At 62.6% G+C, this 17,176-nt stretch carries 19 protein-coding genes and 1 pseudogene; 11 read left to right on the plus strand and 9 right to left on the minus strand.

Translation table 11 applies throughout. From position 1 onward, the window contains the following. Positions 1–66 precede the first annotated feature (66 nt). Genes AC1D1N_RS16850 through AC1D1N_RS16860 form a run of 3 tightly spaced genes read left to right on the plus strand, consistent with a single transcriptional unit; the run spans position 67 to position 1,462 of the window. Positions 67–636, plus strand: a complete 570-nt coding sequence (locus tag AC1D1N_RS16850) for a dihydrofolate reductase family protein (protein ID WP_436258815.1) — start codon at positions 67–69, stop codon at positions 634–636. Beyond that, the gene (locus AC1D1N_RS16855) at positions 636–986 is read left to right on the plus strand and encodes an ArsR/SmtB family transcription factor (RefSeq protein ID WP_192256834.1); all 351 of its coding nucleotides are present in this window, start codon (positions 636–638) and stop codon (positions 984–986) included. The genes AC1D1N_RS16850 and AC1D1N_RS16855 overlap by 1 nt, the downstream gene beginning before the upstream one ends. Further along, the gene (locus AC1D1N_RS16860; protein ID WP_436258814.1) at positions 983–1,462 is read left to right on the plus strand and encodes an SRPBCC family protein; all 480 of its coding nucleotides are present in this window, start codon (positions 983–985) and stop codon (positions 1,460–1,462) included. The genes AC1D1N_RS16855 and AC1D1N_RS16860 overlap by 4 nt, the downstream gene beginning before the upstream one ends. An 84-nt stretch (positions 1,463–1,546) precedes the next feature. Here the strand turns inward: AC1D1N_RS16860 and AC1D1N_RS16865 are convergent, their stop codons facing one another. Next, positions 1,547–1,900 (minus strand): nuclear transport factor 2 family protein, encoded by a 354-nt coding sequence (locus tag AC1D1N_RS16865; protein ID WP_112565644.1) that lies wholly within the window; start codon positions 1,898–1,900, stop codon positions 1,547–1,549. A 188-nt stretch (positions 1,901–2,088) separates the two neighbouring features. Here AC1D1N_RS16865 and AC1D1N_RS16870 point away from each other — a divergent pair, with 188 nt between their 5' ends. Then, positions 2,089–2,793, plus strand: a complete 705-nt coding sequence (locus tag AC1D1N_RS16870; RefSeq protein ID WP_112565647.1) for an SOS response-associated peptidase — start codon at positions 2,089–2,091, stop codon at positions 2,791–2,793. Positions 2,794–3,249: 456 nt separating this feature from the next. Here AC1D1N_RS16870 and AC1D1N_RS16875 read toward each other — a convergent pair. From AC1D1N_RS16875 to AC1D1N_RS16905, 7 genes and pseudogenes are all read right to left on the minus strand, one after another. After that, positions 3,250–3,697: pseudogene (locus AC1D1N_RS16875) on the minus strand (aldehyde dehydrogenase family protein); the annotation flags it as partial. 5 nt (positions 3,698–3,702) lie between these two features. Continuing rightward, positions 3,703–4,788 (minus strand): ABC transporter ATP-binding protein, encoded by a 1,086-nt coding sequence (locus tag AC1D1N_RS16880; protein WP_477349817.1) that lies wholly within the window; start codon positions 4,786–4,788, stop codon positions 3,703–3,705. Then, positions 4,778–5,386 carry a helix-turn-helix domain-containing protein gene (locus AC1D1N_RS16885; RefSeq protein WP_436258812.1) on the minus strand — a complete coding sequence of 203 codons (609 nt, stop codon included), beginning with the start codon at positions 5,384–5,386 and terminating at the stop codon, positions 4,778–4,780. Before AC1D1N_RS16885 ends, AC1D1N_RS16880 begins: the two co-directional genes overlap by 11 nt. 280 nt (positions 5,387–5,666) lie before the next feature. Beyond that, positions 5,667–6,749 carry an ABC transporter substrate-binding protein gene (locus AC1D1N_RS16890; protein WP_436258811.1) on the minus strand — a complete coding sequence of 361 codons (1,083 nt, stop codon included), beginning with the start codon at positions 6,747–6,749 and terminating at the stop codon, positions 5,667–5,669. Between the two features lie 29 nt (positions 6,750–6,778). Continuing rightward, complete coding sequence (locus tag AC1D1N_RS16895) at positions 6,779–7,582, minus strand: ABC transporter permease (protein WP_436258810.1); 804 nt, start codon at positions 7,580–7,582, stop codon at positions 6,779–6,781. Then, on the minus strand, positions 7,579–8,466 hold the full coding sequence (locus AC1D1N_RS16900) for an ABC transporter permease (RefSeq protein ID WP_436258809.1): 888 nt from the start codon (positions 8,464–8,466) through the stop codon (positions 7,579–7,581). Before AC1D1N_RS16900 ends, AC1D1N_RS16895 begins: the two co-directional genes overlap by 4 nt. 96 nt (positions 8,467–8,562) lie before the next feature. Next, positions 8,563–9,846, minus strand: a complete 1,284-nt coding sequence (locus tag AC1D1N_RS16905; RefSeq protein ID WP_436258808.1) for an NAD(P)/FAD-dependent oxidoreductase — start codon at positions 9,844–9,846, stop codon at positions 8,563–8,565. Positions 9,847–10,031: 185 nt separating this feature from the next. Between AC1D1N_RS16905 and AC1D1N_RS16910 the strand changes: the two genes are divergently transcribed. The 7 genes from AC1D1N_RS16910 to AC1D1N_RS16940 all read left to right on the plus strand — a co-directional run bounded on the left by AC1D1N_RS16910 (position 10,032) and on the right by AC1D1N_RS16940 (position 16,030). Beyond that, the gene (locus AC1D1N_RS16910; RefSeq protein WP_436258807.1) at positions 10,032–11,189 is read left to right on the plus strand and encodes a fumarylacetoacetate hydrolase family protein; all 1,158 of its coding nucleotides are present in this window, start codon (positions 10,032–10,034) and stop codon (positions 11,187–11,189) included. Between the two features lie 137 nt (positions 11,190–11,326). Further along, the gene (locus AC1D1N_RS16915) at positions 11,327–11,635 is read left to right on the plus strand and encodes an ATP-binding cassette domain-containing protein (RefSeq protein WP_436258806.1); all 309 of its coding nucleotides are present in this window, start codon (positions 11,327–11,329) and stop codon (positions 11,633–11,635) included. After that, positions 11,632–11,772 carry a hypothetical protein gene (locus AC1D1N_RS16920; RefSeq protein WP_436258805.1) on the plus strand — a complete coding sequence of 47 codons (141 nt, stop codon included), beginning with the start codon at positions 11,632–11,634 and terminating at the stop codon, positions 11,770–11,772. Before AC1D1N_RS16915 ends, AC1D1N_RS16920 begins: the two co-directional genes overlap by 4 nt. A 272-nt stretch (positions 11,773–12,044) precedes the next feature. Beyond that, positions 12,045–12,977, plus strand: coding sequence for a substrate-binding domain-containing protein (locus AC1D1N_RS16925; protein ID WP_436258804.1), 933 nt, complete (start codon positions 12,045–12,047; stop codon positions 12,975–12,977). A gap of 109 nt (positions 12,978–13,086) precedes the next feature. Next, positions 13,087–14,073, plus strand: coding sequence for an ABC transporter permease (locus AC1D1N_RS16930; RefSeq protein ID WP_436258803.1), 987 nt, complete (start codon positions 13,087–13,089; stop codon positions 14,071–14,073). A gap of 2 nt (positions 14,074–14,075) precedes the next feature. Then, complete coding sequence (locus tag AC1D1N_RS16935) at positions 14,076–14,870, plus strand: ATP-binding cassette domain-containing protein (protein ID WP_112565680.1); 795 nt, start codon at positions 14,076–14,078, stop codon at positions 14,868–14,870. Between the two features lie 137 nt (positions 14,871–15,007). After that, on the plus strand, positions 15,008–16,030 hold the full coding sequence (locus AC1D1N_RS16940) for a LacI family DNA-binding transcriptional regulator (RefSeq protein WP_477342238.1): 1,023 nt from the start codon (positions 15,008–15,010) through the stop codon (positions 16,028–16,030). A 524-nt stretch (positions 16,031–16,554) separates the two neighbouring features. Here AC1D1N_RS16940 and AC1D1N_RS16945 read toward each other — a convergent pair. Then, positions 16,555–17,136, minus strand: coding sequence for a TetR/AcrR family transcriptional regulator (locus tag AC1D1N_RS16945; RefSeq protein WP_436258799.1), 582 nt, complete (start codon positions 17,134–17,136; stop codon positions 16,555–16,557). Positions 17,137–17,176 lie beyond the last annotated feature (40 nt).

The following is a 17,176-nucleotide window of genomic DNA, read 5'->3' on the forward strand; positions in this document are numbered from 1 at the left end:
TTTTTAGGGGCTTGCCAATACTAAGGAAATTGCCTAAGTGTTGCGAAAATCGGCAGAGGAAAAGCCATGGCAAGGATCGTTGTGTCGGAATTGATGTCCATCGATGGCGTGACGGAAGCGCCGGGCGGCGAGCCGGGTTTCCGACACACCAACTGGGTCGGCAAGCGCCACGAGGCCGGCATGATCGAATACAAATTCCAGGAGGTGCTCGACCACGAAGCGCTACTCATCGGCCGGGTGACCTATGAAAGCTTCGCCGGCGCCTGGCCGACCTACAAGGGGCCATTCGCCGACCGGATGAACGGCATGGCGAAATATGTCGTCTCCTCGACGCTGGAGAACCCGGCATGGAACAACACCACCCTGCTGCAAGGCGATCCGATCGCCGCGATACGCAAACTCAAGTGGGAGATGAAAGGCGATATCTTGGTTGGCGGCAGCCGCAGGCTGGTCAACGCGCTCAAGCAGCACGATCTCGTCGACGAATACCGGCTGATGGTGTTCCCTGTCATCCTCGGCAGCGGCGCGCAGCTTTTCGACAGGACGGAGGACGCGACCGACCTCAAGCTGGTCGACACACGTTCCTTCGGCAATGGCGCTGTGGTGCTCACCTATCATGTGGAGCGCGCGTCGTGATGGCCGGTCTGCAAACCGCAACCCCTCCGCCGATCGATGGCATCTTCCGCGCGCTGGCCGACCCGACGCGGCGGCGCGTGGTCGAGCGGTTGAATCGCAGCCCGGCCTCGGTCAGCGAGCTGGCACAGCCTTTCGAGATGGCGCTGCCTTCCTTCATCGAACACCTCAAGGTGCTGGAGGGCTGCGGGCTGGTGCGATCGGAAAAGATCGGTCGGACCAGGACCTATCAGCTAGCGCCCGAGCCGCTGCAGCTTGCCGAAAACTGGCTGGCCGAACAGCGCGCGCTCTGGGAGCGCCGCCTCGATCAATTCGACGCCTATGTGATGAGCCTCAAGGAGCAGGAAAAGTGAGTTATCCTTTCAAGCCCGACCCCAGACTGGACCTCGTGCTGGAGCGCAAGCTCGACGCGCCGTGCGAACTCTTGTGGCGCGCCATGACGGTGTCGGAGCATGTCAAGCAATGGTTCACCCCAAAGCCGTGGCTGATCACCGATTGCGAGATCGATCTTAGGCCAGGCGGGCTGTTCCGGACACGCATGCAGTCGCCGGACGGCACAAAGGTCAACGACCGCCGTTGCTGCTATCTCGACATCGTTGAGAACGAGCGGCTGGTGTGGACGGATGCGCTGCTGCCGGGCTACCGGCCGTCGGGCGAGCCCTTCATCACCGCTGTCATTTCCTTGCATCCGGACGGCAAGGGCACGCGCTACACCGCAACCGCCATCCACCGCGATGAGGCCACCCGCAACAACCATGAAGAGATGGGCTTCTTCGACGGCTGGGGCACGGTGGCCGATCAGCTGGCGCAATATGTGAAGACGATTTGAGTTTTTCGCCCGGCGGCCAGGACAGTGTCCCGGCCGCCATTCTTGAATCATGCAAGTGAGCCGGAAGCCGACGGTATTCCGGACTTAATAATAGAAGCGCTCTTCGGTGATCTTGCCGTTCTTGACCGTATACAGGCCAACTTCATCCATGGTGGCCCGCTCGCCGGTAGCCTTGGGCGTTATGTCAAACTTGAAGCGCAGCGCGAACTGATCGCCATTGACATAGGGGCCATCGATCGAGCCGCCATGGACCTCATGGTTCGCTTCCCACCATTCGCCCTTTTGCTTAACGGCTTCCTTGCCGTTGCAGACAGCCATCGGCCCTTCCATCGCCTCATAGCTGACGATGTCGTCGGCATTGTATTTCGCGGCAGCGCTGTGGCTGTCGCCCTGCTTGAGGAGTTCGGTGAAATCCTTGGCAAGTTCCGCAGTGGTCATGATGTTCCTCCTGTTCAGACGCATCCCAAGTAGGGGGCCGCATGCCGGCATGCCACCGTTAGGACGCTCGGTAGCTGACAACTGGTGTCAAGACGATTGATATAGCGCGGCTATGTGACGACGATTTTGGGGCGGCGCCGACAGCGACGTCGGTTGCGGACACAAGCCAATTCCGCAATGCTAGGTGTATGTGCAACCTCTACAACATCACGACGACGCAAGAGGCTGTCCGCCAATGGACGCGCACATTACGCGATATCAGCGGCAACCTTGAGCCTTCGGTCGACATCTATCCCAATCAGCCCGGTCCGGTCGTTCGCAACACGCCCGACGGAGAGCGTGAGCTGGCGAAAATGCTTTGGGGTTTGCCAACACCGCCAGAGCGCATGAAGGGTAAGGCCGACTACGGCACTACCAACGTGCGCAATCCGCAATACTCGCACTGGCAGCAGTTTGTCGGCGTCGAGCATAGATGCGTCGTCCCGGTGACCAGCTTTGCCGAACCCAGCCCTGCACCGAACGACAAGGACCCAGACACAGGCATCCAGCGCAATTATTGGTTTGCCCGTGACGAAAGCCGGCCGCTGTTCTTCTTCGCTGGTTTCTGGACCCGCTGGCAGGGCGTGCGAAAGGTCAAGGACGGTCCCGGCGACTTCGAGTTGTTCGCCTTCATGACAACCAAGCCTAACGCCCTCATCGCGCCAATTCATGAGAAGGCGATGCCCGTGATCCTAACCACGCCGGAAGAGACCGAGGCTTGGCTGACAGCGCCATGGTCAGAAGCACGGCATTTGCAGCGGACAGCGACCGACGACGCGTTGGTGATCGTCGAGAAGCCAGCTACACAGATCAAGTTCACGCAGTTGGCGCCGGCGCAGGGGTCTCTGTTCTAGGCCGGGATCGGCTCTCCTCAATCGTCGTCTCGCCAGATCACCCGGCGAACCATGCGGATTTCGACAAGACGCCTGACACGAATTTTCAAACGCTCGGCTGCGCCAGGCAGGATGATGCTGGCGTCAAGCTCGCGACCTTTGCAGCGCTCACACCGCATGTGCCGTTCCACATCCCAAAAAGGTATATCACCGACCAGCTTTGCGAGGTCGCCAGGGAGATAGTGTCGAGTGATGTTGCAGTGCCGGCATCGGATACGAATTAGCTGCCCGACCTCGTGCGCCAGGCACAGGGTTTGCACATTTCGGCGCGGTCGGGTGCTCAGTTCGGGCATAAGACAAGGTAGGAATATGTTCCTTGTCGAGTCAATTCACACTTAATTCCATCTTCCTTTTTCACCGCCGGCGGTTGGACGCAAAGGCAGACCAACCGCCGTGGTGAACCTGACCTAAGGCCTACTACGCCCCGTAGCCGATAATGCCCTTGACCTCGAGGAAGTCGTGGATCGCCCAGTCGGCGTATTCGCGGCCGTTGCCGGACTGTTTGTAGCCGTCGAAGGGGGCGAAGGTGTCCCATTCCGGATAGTTGATCGGGACCTGGCCGGCGCGCAGCTGTCTGGCCACCTTGCGGGCGTGCTCGACGTCGCCGGATTGCACATAGGCGGCGAGACCATAGAACGGTGTCGTTGGCGATCTTCACCGCGTCTTCGTCATCCTTGTAGGAGATGACCGACAGCACCGGCCCAAAGATCTCTTCCTTCTCGATGGTCATGCCCGGTGTGACATGGCCGAACACGGTTGGCCTGACATAGTAGCCGCGGTTCAGATGTTCCGGCCGGCCGGGGCCACCGGTGACGAGCGTCGCGCCTTCCTTGATGCCGGCTTCGATCAGCCGCTGGATCTTGGGGCGGATCAGCTTGGCAGCATAGGGCAGTTGGCGCCACGGCGCAGACTGATATGCGCCACGTCGCCAACGCTGAATTGAAAGCCCTCGGCCTGGCGCGGGGCGTCGATCACCACCGGCAATCCCTGCTGGAGTTCGGCGTGCAGCCGAAGCGTGCGGCCGTGGAAGACGATGGAGTTGACGCGCGCCGGCGCGGTGCCGGCGGCGGCGTCGGTGGTGGCCAGCAGATCCTCGGGACGGACGCCGATGGTGCGTTCGGCACCCTCGGTGGGCGTATCGCCGGTTTCGGATGTTGCTTCCAGCGAGAGCCCGCCGGCGGCGAAGCGCAGACGATCACCGTCGCGGCCGACAAAGCGCGACTGCAACAGGTTCATCGTGCCGATGAAGCTCGCGACGAATTTCGTCGCCGGCCGGTCGTAGAGCGTGGCCGGCGGCGCGATCTGCTCGATGCGGCCCTTGTTCATGACGACGATGCGGTCGGAGATCGACAGCGCTTCGGTCTGGTCGTGGGTGACCATGACGAAGGTGGTGCCGAGGCGCGACTGCAGCCGTTTCAGTTCGACCTGCATCTGTTCGCGCAGATGCGCGTCGAGCGCCGACAGCGGCTCGTCGAGCAACAGCACGCGCGGCTCGCAGACAATGGCGCGGGCGAGCGCGACCCGCTGGCGCTGGCCACCCGACAGTTCGGAAACGCGGGCGCCGAGCTTGTCGGCAAGGCCGACCATGTCGAGCGCTTCACGGACGCGCTTGGCCTGTTCGCTGCCTGAAAGCTTGCGCAGCGACAGGCCGAAGCCGACATTTTCGGCCACGTTCATATGCGGGAACAGCGCGTAGTCCTGGAACACGGTGTTGACGGGACGGTCGAAGGGCCGGAGCGCGGTGATGTCGCTGCCGCCGAGCAGAACCTTGCCGCTGGACGGACTCTCGAAGCCGGCGATGACACGCAGGCTGGTGGTCTTGCCGCAGCCCGACGGTCCGAGCAGCGTGATGAACTCGCCGCTGATGATGTCGAGATCGACGGCATCTAGCCCGACAATGCCGCCGGGAAACACCTTTGAGACCTTGTCCAGGCGTACCAGAGCATCAAGCGCCATCGCGCACCTCGGACGGCTTGGTGGTGTTGACCCAGAGGATCTGGCAGCGCTCGGTGCCGGGATTGCGGAAGGCGTGCAGAAGCGTGCTCTTGAAGGCAAAGGAGTCGCCGGTCTTCAGCACATATTTTGTCGAATCCACCACCAGTTCGACCTCGCCCGACAGGACGTAGCCGAACTCATGGCCGATATGCGCATAGGCTTCCGCCGTGCCACCATCGGCTTCGACCGTCACCAGGAGCCCGGTCAGCGTCGCGCCCGGCGGCGACAGCAGCGCCTTGGCGATGCCTTCGGACTTGACCGGGAGCTGCCGCCTTTTGTCGGCACGCACGCAATAGAGATCGTTGCCGGCATCATTGCCGTCGGTGATCAGCGCCGAGGGCTCGATGTCGAGGGCCGCGGCCAGCGGCCAGATCACCTTGACGCGCAGCGAGGACAGGCCGCGCTCGATCTGGCTCAGCGCCCCGATCGATACGCCGGCCTTGGCCGCAAGCTCGGCCAGAGACAGATTGCGCTCCAGCCGCAGCGCCCGCACACGGCGGCCGACGCGGATGTCGGCATCGACCTTGGCCTTCTCGGTTGCGTCGTCAAGCATGTCCATGCGTGGGTCCTTGTTGCAGTCTTACGGGCGCGGCGAGATGGGCCGGCTTCAAGAAATTAATCGCAATTTACCGGCCGTCGGCGCCGCCCCTCATTGTCCTGCCGGACATTTCTCCCCGTATAGTGAAGGGGAGAAGGGGCAGCTTCGGTCCAGGTGCCACTTCCTGCTGCGCTGGAGATTGGCGAACCCATCGAGGACAGTGCCCCTCTCCCCGTCCCTATACGGGGAGAGGATGCCGGCAGGCAGGTGAGGGGCAGCGCAAACTTCGGCAATTAATCCCTCAACCGCCCGCCTTCACCTTCTCGAACATCTTCGCCACATCGTCATTCTGCTTCATCGGGCCGGTGAAGATGGTCGACTTCAGCATCACTTCCGGGTCCGCCGGCAGTTGCAGCTTGTCCAGCTCGTCCTTCGCCACGCCGGCGAAGGCGGTGCTCAGCGAGCTGCCATAGCCGTAGGACTGGATCAGGTACTTACCGGAGTCGGCGTCCAGCCGGCTGTTGATGAAGTCGTAGGCGAGGTCGACATTCTTGGCGTCCTTGAGCATGACGAAGCCGCAGGCCCAGGTCAGCATGCCCTCCTTCGGCTTCATGAACTCGACCGGCACGCCTTGCTTCTTCAACGAGGTGGCCGACGCATTCCAGGTCATGGCGGCGACCAGCTGGCCGCTGGCTAGTGCCTGTTCGACCGAGGTCATGTCGGTGGTGTAGTTGGAGAGCAGCGGGCGCTGCTCTCGCAGCTTTTCCGCCACCTTGTCCATCTCAGCCGGCGTCATGTCGAACGGATTGACCCCGGCGAGCAGCGCGGCAACGATCGGCGTGTCATGCACGGCATCGATCGTCGCCATGCGGCCGGCATACTGCTTGTCCCACAGAAGGTTCCAGCTTGCTTCCGGGTTCTTGACCAGATCGGTGCGGTAAAGGATCGAGGTGTTGCCCCAGTCCCACGGCACCATCCAGACCTTGCCGTCGCCGGCCTGGATGTCGGGCAGGTTCTTGAACACCGGGAAGATCGAATCCCAGTTCTTGATGCGCTTGGTGTCGATCGGCTGCAGCAAGCCTTCCTTGTTCCATCGCGCCACCTTGTCGTAGCAGGGATGCGCGATATCGGGGCGGAAGCCGGCCTTGACCTTGGTGAAGGCATCGTCGTCGTCGCCGAAGATGGAGGCTTCGACGCCATCGGGATGCGCCGCCAGGAAGCTCTTGTTGAAGTCGGGCAGTTCATAGCCCGACCAGGTGAAATATTGCAGCTTGTCGGCGGCGAACGCGACGGTCGACGACAGGACGATTGCAAGGGCGGCAAGCCCGGTACGAGCTGCCTTTCCGGTGATCGATTTCAGGCCAGATGTCAGGTCGAATGCCATTTCAGTTCTCCTCTCTTGTTTTGTTGTCATCAGGATGGTTTCGCGCTGAGCTCGCGATGGCGCAGCAATTCGGCTGTGCCGGCAATGATGAAGGACGCCGCCAGGATCGCTGTCCCCAGCGCCATGACGGTCGGTAGTGAACGCGGGAAGCGCAACTGGCTCCAGATGTAGAGCGGCAGCGTCGGCTCGGTGCCGGCGAGGAAGAAGACGACGATGAATTCGTCGAAGGAAATCAGAAACGCCAGCATGAAGGCCGAAATGATCGCTGGCAGGCTGAGCGGCAGCATCACCCGCCGGAACGTGGTCCAGTCGGACGCGCCGAGATCGAGCGCTGCCTCGCGAATGGTTTTCGGGATGGCGGCAAAGCGGCTGCGCATGATCACCACCGTCGTCGGCAGCGCCACCAGTATGTGGCCGAGAACGATGGCGATGCGCGACGGGCCGAGGCCGATGAGGTTGACGAGGATAAGCAGCGATATGCCGACGATGACGCCGGGGATCAGGATCGGCAGCCTAGAGATGGCGCTGATGGTGGCGGCCACCGGCGAGCGGCCATAGAGGTCCATGTAGGAGACGGTGATGCCGCAGAGCGTGGCGCCGGCGGCGGCCACGACGCCGATGACGAGGCTGTTCAAAAGCGCGCCGGACAGCGCCGGATTGCCATAGAGCGTGGCATACCATTCGAGCGTGAAGCCCTGCAGCGGAAACGCTGCCTGGATGGAGTTGTTGAAGGAAAACAGCGGGATCAAAAGGACCGGCAGGTAGAGGAACACCAAGTAGGCGATGACGTAAACGCCAAGCCAGCGACCGCCTTCCGTGCGCGCCGCGCTCATGTGCGGCTGCCGAATCTGCGGTCGGCGCCGCGCGCGACCAGCACCACCCACAGGATGACCAGCATGACGCAGACCGAGAGTGCAGCGCCGAACGGCCAGTCATTGGCCTTGCCGAACTGAGACTGGATCAGCGTGCCGATCATGGTGCTGGCCGGGCCGCCGACCATGGCCGGCGTGACATAGTCGCCGACCGTCGGCACGAAGACGACCAGGGCTGCCGCCAGCACGCCCGGCATGGAATTGGGCAAGACAACGCGGCGGAAGGTAGTGAAGGGTCTGGCACCAAGATCGGACGCGGCTTCGAGCAGCGATTTCGGAATGGTATCGAGCGCCACATAGATCGGCAGGATGGCAAAGGGCGCGTAGGCGTGCGCCAGGGTGACGACCACAGCGGCCGGCGTGTTGAGGAAGGCCAGCGTCGGTTCCGACCAGATGCCGCTTTCGATCAGCGCCGAGTTCAACACGCCGTTGTAGGCCAGCACGATCTTCCAGGCGAAGACGCGCAGGAGATAGCTGGTCCAGAACGGCAGGGTCACCAGGAACAGCAGCAGTCCACGGCGGCGGCCGGCATGGAACGCGAGATAGTAGGCGACGGGATAGGCGGTGACGACAGTTGCCAGCGTCACCAGGCCGGCAATCACCAGCGAGCGCAACGTCACCGTCCAGTACAGCGGATCAGAGAGCACGGTGATGAAATTGCCTGCCGTAAAACCGACGCCGAGCAGCGAACCGTCATTGCCGCGAAAGGCGAGGAACAGCACCAGGCCAAGAGCAAACAGGATCAGGAAGAAGGTGACCAGTCCGCCCGGCAGCAACATGGCAAAGCGGAAGCCTCGGGACGACCCGGACCCTGCTGGCGCTTCAGACGCAACGATGCTCGACATCGGACTGCTCAAGGGAAATATGAAATCGACTTAACTTTTTTCATATTCCTGAAACTGTCAAGCTGAATCCGCGGAGCCTGAACGACCGACGCACAATCAGTGCTCGAAGGCGTCCAGCATCCGGTACCAGGCAATGGTCGCTGCCACGCCGACCTGCCGGAAGGCATGAAACGGGATCGGCCGGATCGGCGACAGCGGGAACGGCAATTGTGCTGCATCACCGTTCGCCAGGTAGCCCGCCATGCGTTTTCCCAACGCGCTCATCAGGCCGACGCCCCTGCCCTGGCAACCGACCACGGCGAGCAAGCCTTTTTCAGGTTCGTGGATGTGCGGCAGATGATCCGGCGTCATCGCCACGCGGCCGAACCAGCGCTTCTCGATCGGGGTATCGGCCAATGCCGGATAGAGCCTCACAAGTGCACGCTGCAGATGCGCCCAGTCCGCTTCGCTGGAGGGCAGCGCCATGCGGCCGCGCCCACCAAGCACCAGCCGGCCGTCGGCTGTCTTGCGATAGTAGACGAGGATGCGCCTGGAGTCGGACACCGCTTGCCCTTCCGGCAAGATCGCCGCTGCAAGGTTGGACGACAGTGGCGCGGTCGCGATCTGGAAGGAATGCAACGGCACGATCGTCTCGGCGAGACCAGGCAGCAGTCCATCGGAATAGGCATTGGTCGCCAGGACAACCGCCTTGGCCCGCACTTCGGCGCCGTTTGCGCTCGAAACACGCCAAACGCCGGCGTCCCTGGTCAGCTTCACCACCTTCTGCCGCTCGGCAATGCTGGCGCCGTCCGCGGCAGCGATGCGCGCCAGTTCCAGCGTATAAGCGAGCGGATCGATGATGCCGGCGCGGCGGTCGAGCCAGCCGCCGAGATAGCCTTGCGCGCCGGTCATCGCAGCGATCTCGCTTTGGCTGAGAAGCCGGACATCGGCGCCACGTGCACGCCATTGGCGATCCCGGTTCGCTGCCGCTGTCAAAGCGGTTTCGGTGTGCGCAGCCTGGATCCAGCCATTGCGCGTGAACGGCACCGCCAGTTTTTCGTCACGGATGAGATTGAACACCGTATCCGCCGTCGAGGCGGCGAAATCGACCAAAGCCTGGCCACGCTTGGGGCCGAAATGCTCCAGCAGCCATTCGGGATCATATTTCAGTCCGGGAATGACCTGGCCGCCATTGAGGCCCGAGGCGCCCTGGCCGATCTCGCCGGCCTCCAGCACCTGAACGCCGAGACCAAGCCGGGCGGCATGCAAGGCCGTCGACAGGCCCATGAAGCCGCCGCCGACGATGACGACATCCACCAGCGTGCCATCCGGGACGAGTGACTGAAAGGTGGATGCGGTCTGCGGCTTTTGCCAGATCGGGACGGAAAACGGTGTGGGCAAGGCTTCACCTGGAGTATGCGTAAAATGAAAATCCTAGTGCTAGTTTCATTTTTTTGAAAGAGATGGCTTCATGTCAGCACTGACAATTGGCTGCGCCACGGGATAGACCTTTGGCAGGAATCCGGTGAAAGTGCCGCGCCCTTCAGGCCAGCTCACATTCGCGATCATTCAAAGGACCGTAAGCCATGACGAACCCAACGCAGCTTCCCGCCGACGGGCTCTTTATCGGCCGCGCCAAAGCGAGCGATGCCTCGCATCCGCTGGTGGTCACGGTGCGCGACGGCACTGTCTTCGACATCACCTCAAGCGCCGCGCCAACCGTGCGCGATATCTGCGAGATGGCCGATCCGGCGGGATATATGCGCTCCGCCAAGGGCAAGCCGATCGGCGCGCTCGAGGCGATTGCCGCCAACAGCTTTCAGGCCACACGCGATCCGGCGCAGCCATATCTCCTTTCGCCCGTCGACCTGCAGGCGGTGAAGGCATCGGGCGTCACCTTCGTGGTCAGCCTGCTCGAGCGCGTCATCGAGGAGCAGGCGCGCGGCTCGGCCGAAAAGGCCGACGCCATCCGTGCCGACATTGCCGGGCTGATCGGCCATGATCTGTCGAAGCTGAAGCCCGGTTCGCCCGAAGCGATGGAGATCAAGGCGAAGCTGATCCAGCGCGGCGCCTGGTCGCAATATCTGGAAGTCGGCATCGGGCCCGACGCCGAGATCTTCACCAAGTGCCAGCCGATGGCGTCGGTCGGCTTCGGCGCCGATGTCGGCCTGCATCCGGTGTCGACCTGGAACAACCCCGAGCCGGAGATCGCAATGATCGCGGCGAGCAGCGGCAGGATCGTTGGCGCCACCATCGGCAACGACGTCAATCTCAGGGATGTCGAGGGACGCTCGGCGCTACTGCTCGGCAAGGCCAAGGACAACAATGCCTCGGCTTCGCTCGGCCCATTCATCCGGCTGTTCGACGACACCTTCGCCATCGACGACGTGAAGCAGGCCATCGTGCGGCTGAAAGTCGAGGGCGAGGACGGGTTCTCGCTCGAGGGCGCGAGTTCGATGGCCGAGATCAGCCGTTCGCCGGAAGAGCTGGTTGCCGCCGCCATGGGACCGCACCACCAATATCCCGACGGGTTGGCGCTTTATCTCGGCACCATGTTCGTGCCGTCGAAGGACCGCGGCGAAAAGGGCAAGGGCTTCACCCACAAGGTCGGCGACATCGTCACCATCTCGTCGGAGAAATTCGGCGCGCTGGTCAATCGCGTGCTTCTGTCGCCCGATTGCCCGCACTGGACCTACGGCGCCAGCCATCTCATGCGCGACCTCGCCAAAGCCGATCTGATTTAATTTCACGACCGTCTGGACGAGCGGACTGCCAGCAAACGTTCCTGTCCGGGATCCGAAAGCCGTTTGTTGGCGGAATCCGGTGACTGTTTCGGAAATTCGCTCCAAGATCGGGGCGCGGTCTGAGGGGGCCGAATCGCATGCTCGGTCCGCCGATAATGTCGGTGCGCAATCTCGCCCTGCGTTATGGCGGTGTTGTCGCGCTCAGGGATATGAACCTGTCTGTCGGACAGGGGACGATTCCTGCCGTGATCGGTGAAAGCGGCGCCGGCAAGTCGACGCTGGTGAAGGTGCTTGCCGGCGTGGTCAAGCCTGATAGCGGCACCATCCGCATCGGCGTCCAGACCGTTGCCATCGACAGTCCAGTCATTGCCAAAAAGCATGGCGTCGGTGATCTTGAGCGGCGCGACCCTGTTCGGCATCGACGCGACATGGAGCCCCCCTCGTGATCGGCGCCGTGATGGTGCTGGCGCTCGCGCTCGACCGCCTGGTTGTTGCGCAACCGCCGGGCCGAGCGCATTCCGGAAAATCTGCACGCCTGAGTTCCGGCGCCGCCTGCCTGCCCGGAAATATCTGTATCTCTTGATTTGACCCAATTCCCAAGGGAAAGCGCTGCGCGCTTTTCCCGGGAAAACCGCTTCACACTTTTCCTGGAATTGCTCGAACTGATGCGATCTGATGGGATCGCTGATGGCGTGTTGCATCGCGCCACCATCCATTGGGCGGATGGAGGCTTGCCATCGGCCGGAAAAGAAGATGCTCTGAGCATCCGGGCGGCGCTGGCAGGAGGAAATGATCGGGCATGGCCCGGATCATCGCCGGACGTGGAGGTCGTTTTTCAACATGGGAGGAAAGCAAATGCTGACGAGGCTACGAGTACTCGTGCTTGGCTTGATTGTGGCGCTGGCCATTCCGGCGGCGGCACAGGCCAAGACGTTCTACTGGATTTCGCATGGCGGCCCGGCCGACCCGGTCTGGACCTACTTCCTGGCCGGCGCCAAGCAATGGGCGAAGGACACCGGCAACACCGTCAACACCTCGTTCCACAATGGCGATGTTGCCTCGCAGCAGGAGGCCGTGCGCGCCGCGATCTCGGCCAAGGCCGACGGCATCGTCACCACCAGCCCCGATCCGGGCAGCCTGATCGAGATCGCCAAGGAAGCCAACACGGCCAAGATCCCGATCATCAATTTCAACACGCCCGATCCCAAGGCGAGCTTCAACGCCTATGTCGGCGGCGACAACGTCACCTTCGGCAAGCACTGGGCACAGTATCTGGTCGACAAGGGCCTGGTGAAGAAGGGCGACTTCGTCTGGATGCCGGTCGAAATCCCCGGCGCCACCTATGGCGTACAGGAAGAGGAAGGCATCAAGAGCGTCTTCGAGCCGCTCGGGATCACCTATGAGATCACCGAAGCGACGCTCGACCAGGCCGAAGCCATCAACCGCATGGTCGACTATCTCACCGCCAACAAGGCCAAGGTCAAGGCGATCATCGGCCTCGGTGACCTGGTCACCGGTTCGATCAAGCGCGTCTTCGACCAGGCCGGCATCAAGCCGGGCGAAATCCCGGTCGTCGGCTGGGGCAACTCGCTCGACACCACCCAGGAAGTGCTGACCGGCTACGTCAATGCCGGCCAATGGCAGGACCCGCAGGCGACCAGCTATGTCGCACTGTCGCTGGCCAACATGGCCGCCAGCGGCATTCCTCCGGGCTTCAACGTCATCACCGGCGCGCTCTACGAAAAGGACACCGCGCAGGTCTACGACGACATCCTGTCCGGCAAATAACCTGGGTGCCTAACAGTCGCGGCCGCATCGGCGGTCGCGACCGTCCTTTCGCCGAACTGTTCGCAGTATGTGCGAGGTTCAGCCCTTCCCTTCCTGTCGCGGGTCATCAGTGGAAAACCGTTCGCTCCCCCAACGCCTGATCGCGAGGCCGGAATTCGGCCCCCTGGTGCTGCTCATCATCGAGCTCGCCGTGTTCTGGAGCATCAACCATGACTTCCTGTCGCCGCAGAACATCTCCAACATCCTCGCCTTCACCGTCGAGCTAGGGCTGATCGCGCTGGCGATGACGCTGCTGATGACATCGGGCGAATTCGACCTGTCGGTCGGCTCGCTGTTCGGCTTCTCGCCGGTGCTGATGTGGACGCTGTTCAACAGCGGCCTGACCTCGCTAGAAGTCGGTTTCCTCGCCGCCTTGCTGGTCGCCGCCTTCATCGGCTTGGTCAATGGCTGGTTCGTCACCCAGCTCAAGATCCCGTCCTTCCTGGTCACGCTCGGCATGCTGCTGGTGGTGCGCGGCACGGCGCTGTTCGTCACCGACGGCTTTCCTCAGCGCACCTGGAGCGCGGAAGGCAGCTGGCTTGCCGAAGCCCTGGTCGGCGATTTCTTCATCGGGCCGTTCCGCATCTACATGTCGCTGTTCTGGTTCATCGCGGCGGCCGCAATACTCGGCTACGTGCTGACGCAGAGCCGCACCGGCAACTGGATCCAGGCGGCCGGCGGGAACCCTAATGCCGCCCGCGCCCGCGGCGTCAACGTCAACGGCGTCAAGGTCGGCCTGTTCATCCTGTCGTCGCTGATGGCTTCGCTTGCCGGCGTCATCTCATCGCTGCGCACGTCGGCCGCCAACCCCAACAGCGGCACCGGCTACGAGCTCGAAGTCATCGCCATGGTGGTGATCGGCGGCACGGCGCTGACCGGCGGACGCGGCACCATCATCGGCACCGTGCTCGGCATCCTGATCCTGCGCGTCATGCGCAACGGCATCGTGCTGATAGGCGTGCCCGGCCTTGCCTACAACATCTTCATCGGCGCGATCATCCTCGGCATGATGGCGCTCCATTCATGGCTGGAACGCCGGCATCAGGCAGGGACGTGACCATGGCTGAACCGCTCATCCGCATGACCAACATCAAAAAGTCCTACGGGCGCGTGCAGGCACTCGAGGACGCCAATTTCCACGTCAACGAAAGGGAGATTGTCGGCCTGCTCGGCGACAATGGCGCGGGGAAGTCGACGCTGATCAAGGTGCTGTCAGGCGCGGTGCCACTGACCAGCGGCGACATCTTCATCCGCGGCAAGAAGGTCAATCTGCGCTCGACCAGCGACGCCATCGCGCAGGGCATCGAGACGATCTACCAGGACTCGGCGCTGGTGACGCAACTGTCGATCGCCCGAAACTTGTTCCTCGGCCGCGAGCCCATCAAGCCACCGCGCTTCTTGAACCGCATGGATCAGGAGGCGATGAACGTGGTCGCCCGCGATCTGCTGAAGCAGGTCGGCATCTCCAAGAACATCCCGCCGACCACGCCGATCGGCTCGCTGTCGGGCGGCGAGCGGCAGGCGGTCGCCATCGCCCGCGCCATGCATTTCGACAGCGACCTGATCATACTCGACGAGCCGACCAACAATCTCGGCGTCGCCGAGACGCAAGGCGTGCTGAGCTTCGTGCGCAACGCGCGCGATTCCGGGCATTCCTGCATATTCATCGCCCACAACATCCACCACGTCTTCCAGGTGGTCGACCGTATCGTCGTTATGCGCCGGGGCAAGGTGGTGGCCGACGACATCGATCCGAAGAAGACCACAGTCGCCGAGGTGGAGCGTATCATCACCGGCATGTCGGACAAGGAAATCCGCGACGCCATCGTCGAAGGCAAGCCATCGCACGGCTGAACCGTCTTCGCGCCGTCTGGCACGGAAACGCATCCGCTCTAACTCTTTGTGGAGCATGATCTTTGGACAAAAACGGTTCCCGTTTGTCCGACAAAACCGGTTCCCACGTTTCGGGATCATGCTCTATGACTGTGACCATGAAAGCCACCGTTTCGGACATAGCCAGAAGCTGCGGCCTGTCGACCGCGACCGTCGACCGGGTGCTGAACAACCGCGCCGGCGCAAGTGCGGCCAACCGGCAACGGGTGATGGAGGCGGCCAAGCAGCTCGGCTATCTGCCGGTGGTCGACCAGGTGACGCTGCCGTCGCGGCCGGCGCATCTGGAATTCTTCCTGCCGCTTGGCGCCAATGGCTTCATGATCGACCTTGCCGGCCACATCGAGGACTATGCGGCGCGGCTGCCGCTGGTCGCCTCCTGCCGCATCCATAACCTTGCCGGCATCTCGCCCAACGCGCTCCAGGCGGCCATCGAAAATATCTCGCTGAAGGTGAACGGCGTCGGCGTCATCGCCGTCGACCATCCGCGCACGCGCAACATATTGCGCGATGTGGTCGAGGCCGGCATCCGCCTCGTCACGCTGGTCTCCGACGTTCCGGCAGCGCCACGTTCGGCCTATGTCGGCATCGACAACCGGGTCGCCGGGCGTACCGCGGCGCTGCTGATGGGGCGCTTCCTCAACGGCCATAAGGGCCATCTGGCGATGGTGGTCGGCTCGCGCTCCTATCGCGGGCACGAGGAGCGCGAAATGGGCTTCCGCTCGGTGCTGTCGGAAGAGTTTCCCAATTTGACCGTCACCAGCGCCGTCGAGATCAATGACGAGCCGGAGGGCAGCTATGCCGCCACGATGCAGGCGCTGCACAACGAGCCGGACCTGCTCGGCATCTATTGCGTCGGCGCCGGACGCTCGGGCGTGGCGCGCGCCCTGCTTGAAGTCAGGCCAAAGAAGAAGCCGGTGTTCATCTGCCACGACCTGACCAGGGAAACGCGCGGCTATCTCGTCGACGATCTCGCCGATGTCGTCATCGACCAGAATGCGCGGCTGATCGCGGAGCAATCGGTGATCCGCCTGCTCGGCTCGATCGCGTCTTCCGCGCCCTATCTGACAAAGAAGTTCATCGAGCCGCGGCTGATCTTCAAGGAAAACGTGCCGGTGCAGTGAATTTTGCGCCGTGGCGGCTTGTCTATTTGTCCGACAAGTCGGGGTAGCTGCCGCAAATCTGCACAGCAGCTATGCATCTTTTATGGTTGCCGAATCATTAAGCAACTCGTAGGTATTGGTGGTCGGCCATCTACTCCTCCCAGATGCGATGCCGGCGTTGAGTGCGGTGCACCTCCTCCCGCGCCGTATTCGAAATCAAGCCCGCTGCCACCTCCTCCCGGCAGCGGGCTTTTTCTTTTTTGCATGGATTCCAAGAGGATGGCCAAGGCCTCGCTAGCCGGGCCGGATGGCAAGTCCCCTCACCCGGATGCCAACCGAATTGCGAAGGGCAATTCGGGACAATCCGACCTCTCCCCGAGGGGAGAGGAGGTGGTTGGCGCCGACGCTTCCTCTTTTCCCCAGCGGGGGTGAGGCGCGGTCCGCGTAGCGGACGAAAAGCCATTTCGAGCAACGAGCGCCCGAAGGGCGGTGGCCGCGGAGCGGCCGGATGAGGGGCTCTTAGTCCAAGCTCAGTGAGCTGGCTGTCAGCGTGCCCTGAAAGAGCTGATCAGGCCTTCCGCCATGCGCACGAACTGTGTGCTGGGGCCCTGGCAGCCCATGGTCTGCACGCTGACGCGCGCGCCTTCGAACAGCAGCGACAGCGTATCGGCGAGAAGCTCGGCCTGGCCGATGCCAGCATCGCGGCACAGCGCAACGAGGCGATCGCGCTGGGCGCTCTTGAGCTCCTTGATCACGCTCCTCGCCGGATGGTTCGGCTCGGTCAGTTCGACGGCGGCGTTGGCCATGTCGCAGCCGCGACCGTCGGCGGCGAGCATGTCGGCGACCTTGCGGACCCAGGCATGCAATTGCGCCAGCTTGTCGCCGGGGTGCTCCGCCTCGAACTCATCCCATATCGCGGCGCCCTTGGCCGCCGAAGCGCGCAGGCACTGGATGATGAGTTCGTCCTTGGACTCGAAATGACGGTAGAGCGTCATCTTGTTGGTGCCGGCGGCTTCCGTAATGGCGTCGACGCCGACGCCCTTGATGCCATGTTTGTGAAACATGTCCTGCGCCGTCTCCAGGATTCGATCCCGGGGACGCACGCGATCCGTAATGCCGTCTGCCATCGCAGTCTCCTTGTCTCCCTAAATTTTCGGCCCACCTCTT

This window comes from Mesorhizobium sp. P2_B5, from assembly GCF_056404775.1.

Bases quoted from the DNA above. Each gene is read 5' to 3' on its own strand.
- AC1D1N_RS16850 (WP_436258815.1), top strand. From the start codon at position 67: ATGGCAAGGATCGTTGTGTCGGAATTGATGTCCATCGATGGCGTGACG.
- AC1D1N_RS16855 (WP_192256834.1), top strand. From the start codon at position 636: ATGGCCGGTCTGCAAACCGCAACCCCTCCGCCGATCGATGGCATCTTC.
- AC1D1N_RS16865 (WP_112565644.1), bottom strand. From the start codon at position 1,900: ATGACCACTGCGGAACTTGCCAAGGATTTCACCGAACTCCTCAAGCAG.
- AC1D1N_RS16870 (WP_112565647.1), top strand. From the start codon at position 2,089: ATGTGCAACCTCTACAACATCACGACGACGCAAGAGGCTGTCCGCCAA.
- AC1D1N_RS16880 (WP_477349817.1), bottom strand. From the start codon at position 4,788: ATGGCGCTTGATGCTCTGGTACGCCTGGACAAGGTCTCAAAGGTGTTT.
- AC1D1N_RS16885 (WP_436258812.1), bottom strand. From the start codon at position 5,386: ATGGACATGCTTGACGACGCAACCGAGAAGGCCAAGGTCGATGCCGAC.
- AC1D1N_RS16890 (WP_436258811.1), bottom strand. From the start codon at position 6,749: ATGGCATTCGACCTGACATCTGGCCTGAAATCGATCACCGGAAAGGCA.
- AC1D1N_RS16895 (WP_436258810.1), bottom strand. From the start codon at position 7,582: ATGAGCGCGGCGCGCACGGAAGGCGGTCGCTGGCTTGGCGTTTACGTC.
- AC1D1N_RS16900 (WP_436258809.1), bottom strand. From the start codon at position 8,466: ATGTCGAGCATCGTTGCGTCTGAAGCGCCAGCAGGGTCCGGGTCGTCC.
- AC1D1N_RS16910 (WP_436258807.1), top strand. From the start codon at position 10,032: ATGACGAACCCAACGCAGCTTCCCGCCGACGGGCTCTTTATCGGCCGC.
- AC1D1N_RS16915 (WP_436258806.1), top strand. From the start codon at position 11,327: ATGCTCGGTCCGCCGATAATGTCGGTGCGCAATCTCGCCCTGCGTTAT.
- AC1D1N_RS16925 (WP_436258804.1), top strand. From the start codon at position 12,045: ATGCTGACGAGGCTACGAGTACTCGTGCTTGGCTTGATTGTGGCGCTG.
- AC1D1N_RS16935 (WP_112565680.1), top strand. From the start codon at position 14,076: ATGGCTGAACCGCTCATCCGCATGACCAACATCAAAAAGTCCTACGGG.
- AC1D1N_RS16940 (WP_477342238.1), top strand. From the start codon at position 15,008: ATGAAAGCCACCGTTTCGGACATAGCCAGAAGCTGCGGCCTGTCGACC.
- AC1D1N_RS16945 (WP_436258799.1), bottom strand. From the start codon at position 17,136: ATGGCAGACGGCATTACGGATCGCGTGCGTCCCCGGGATCGAATCCTG.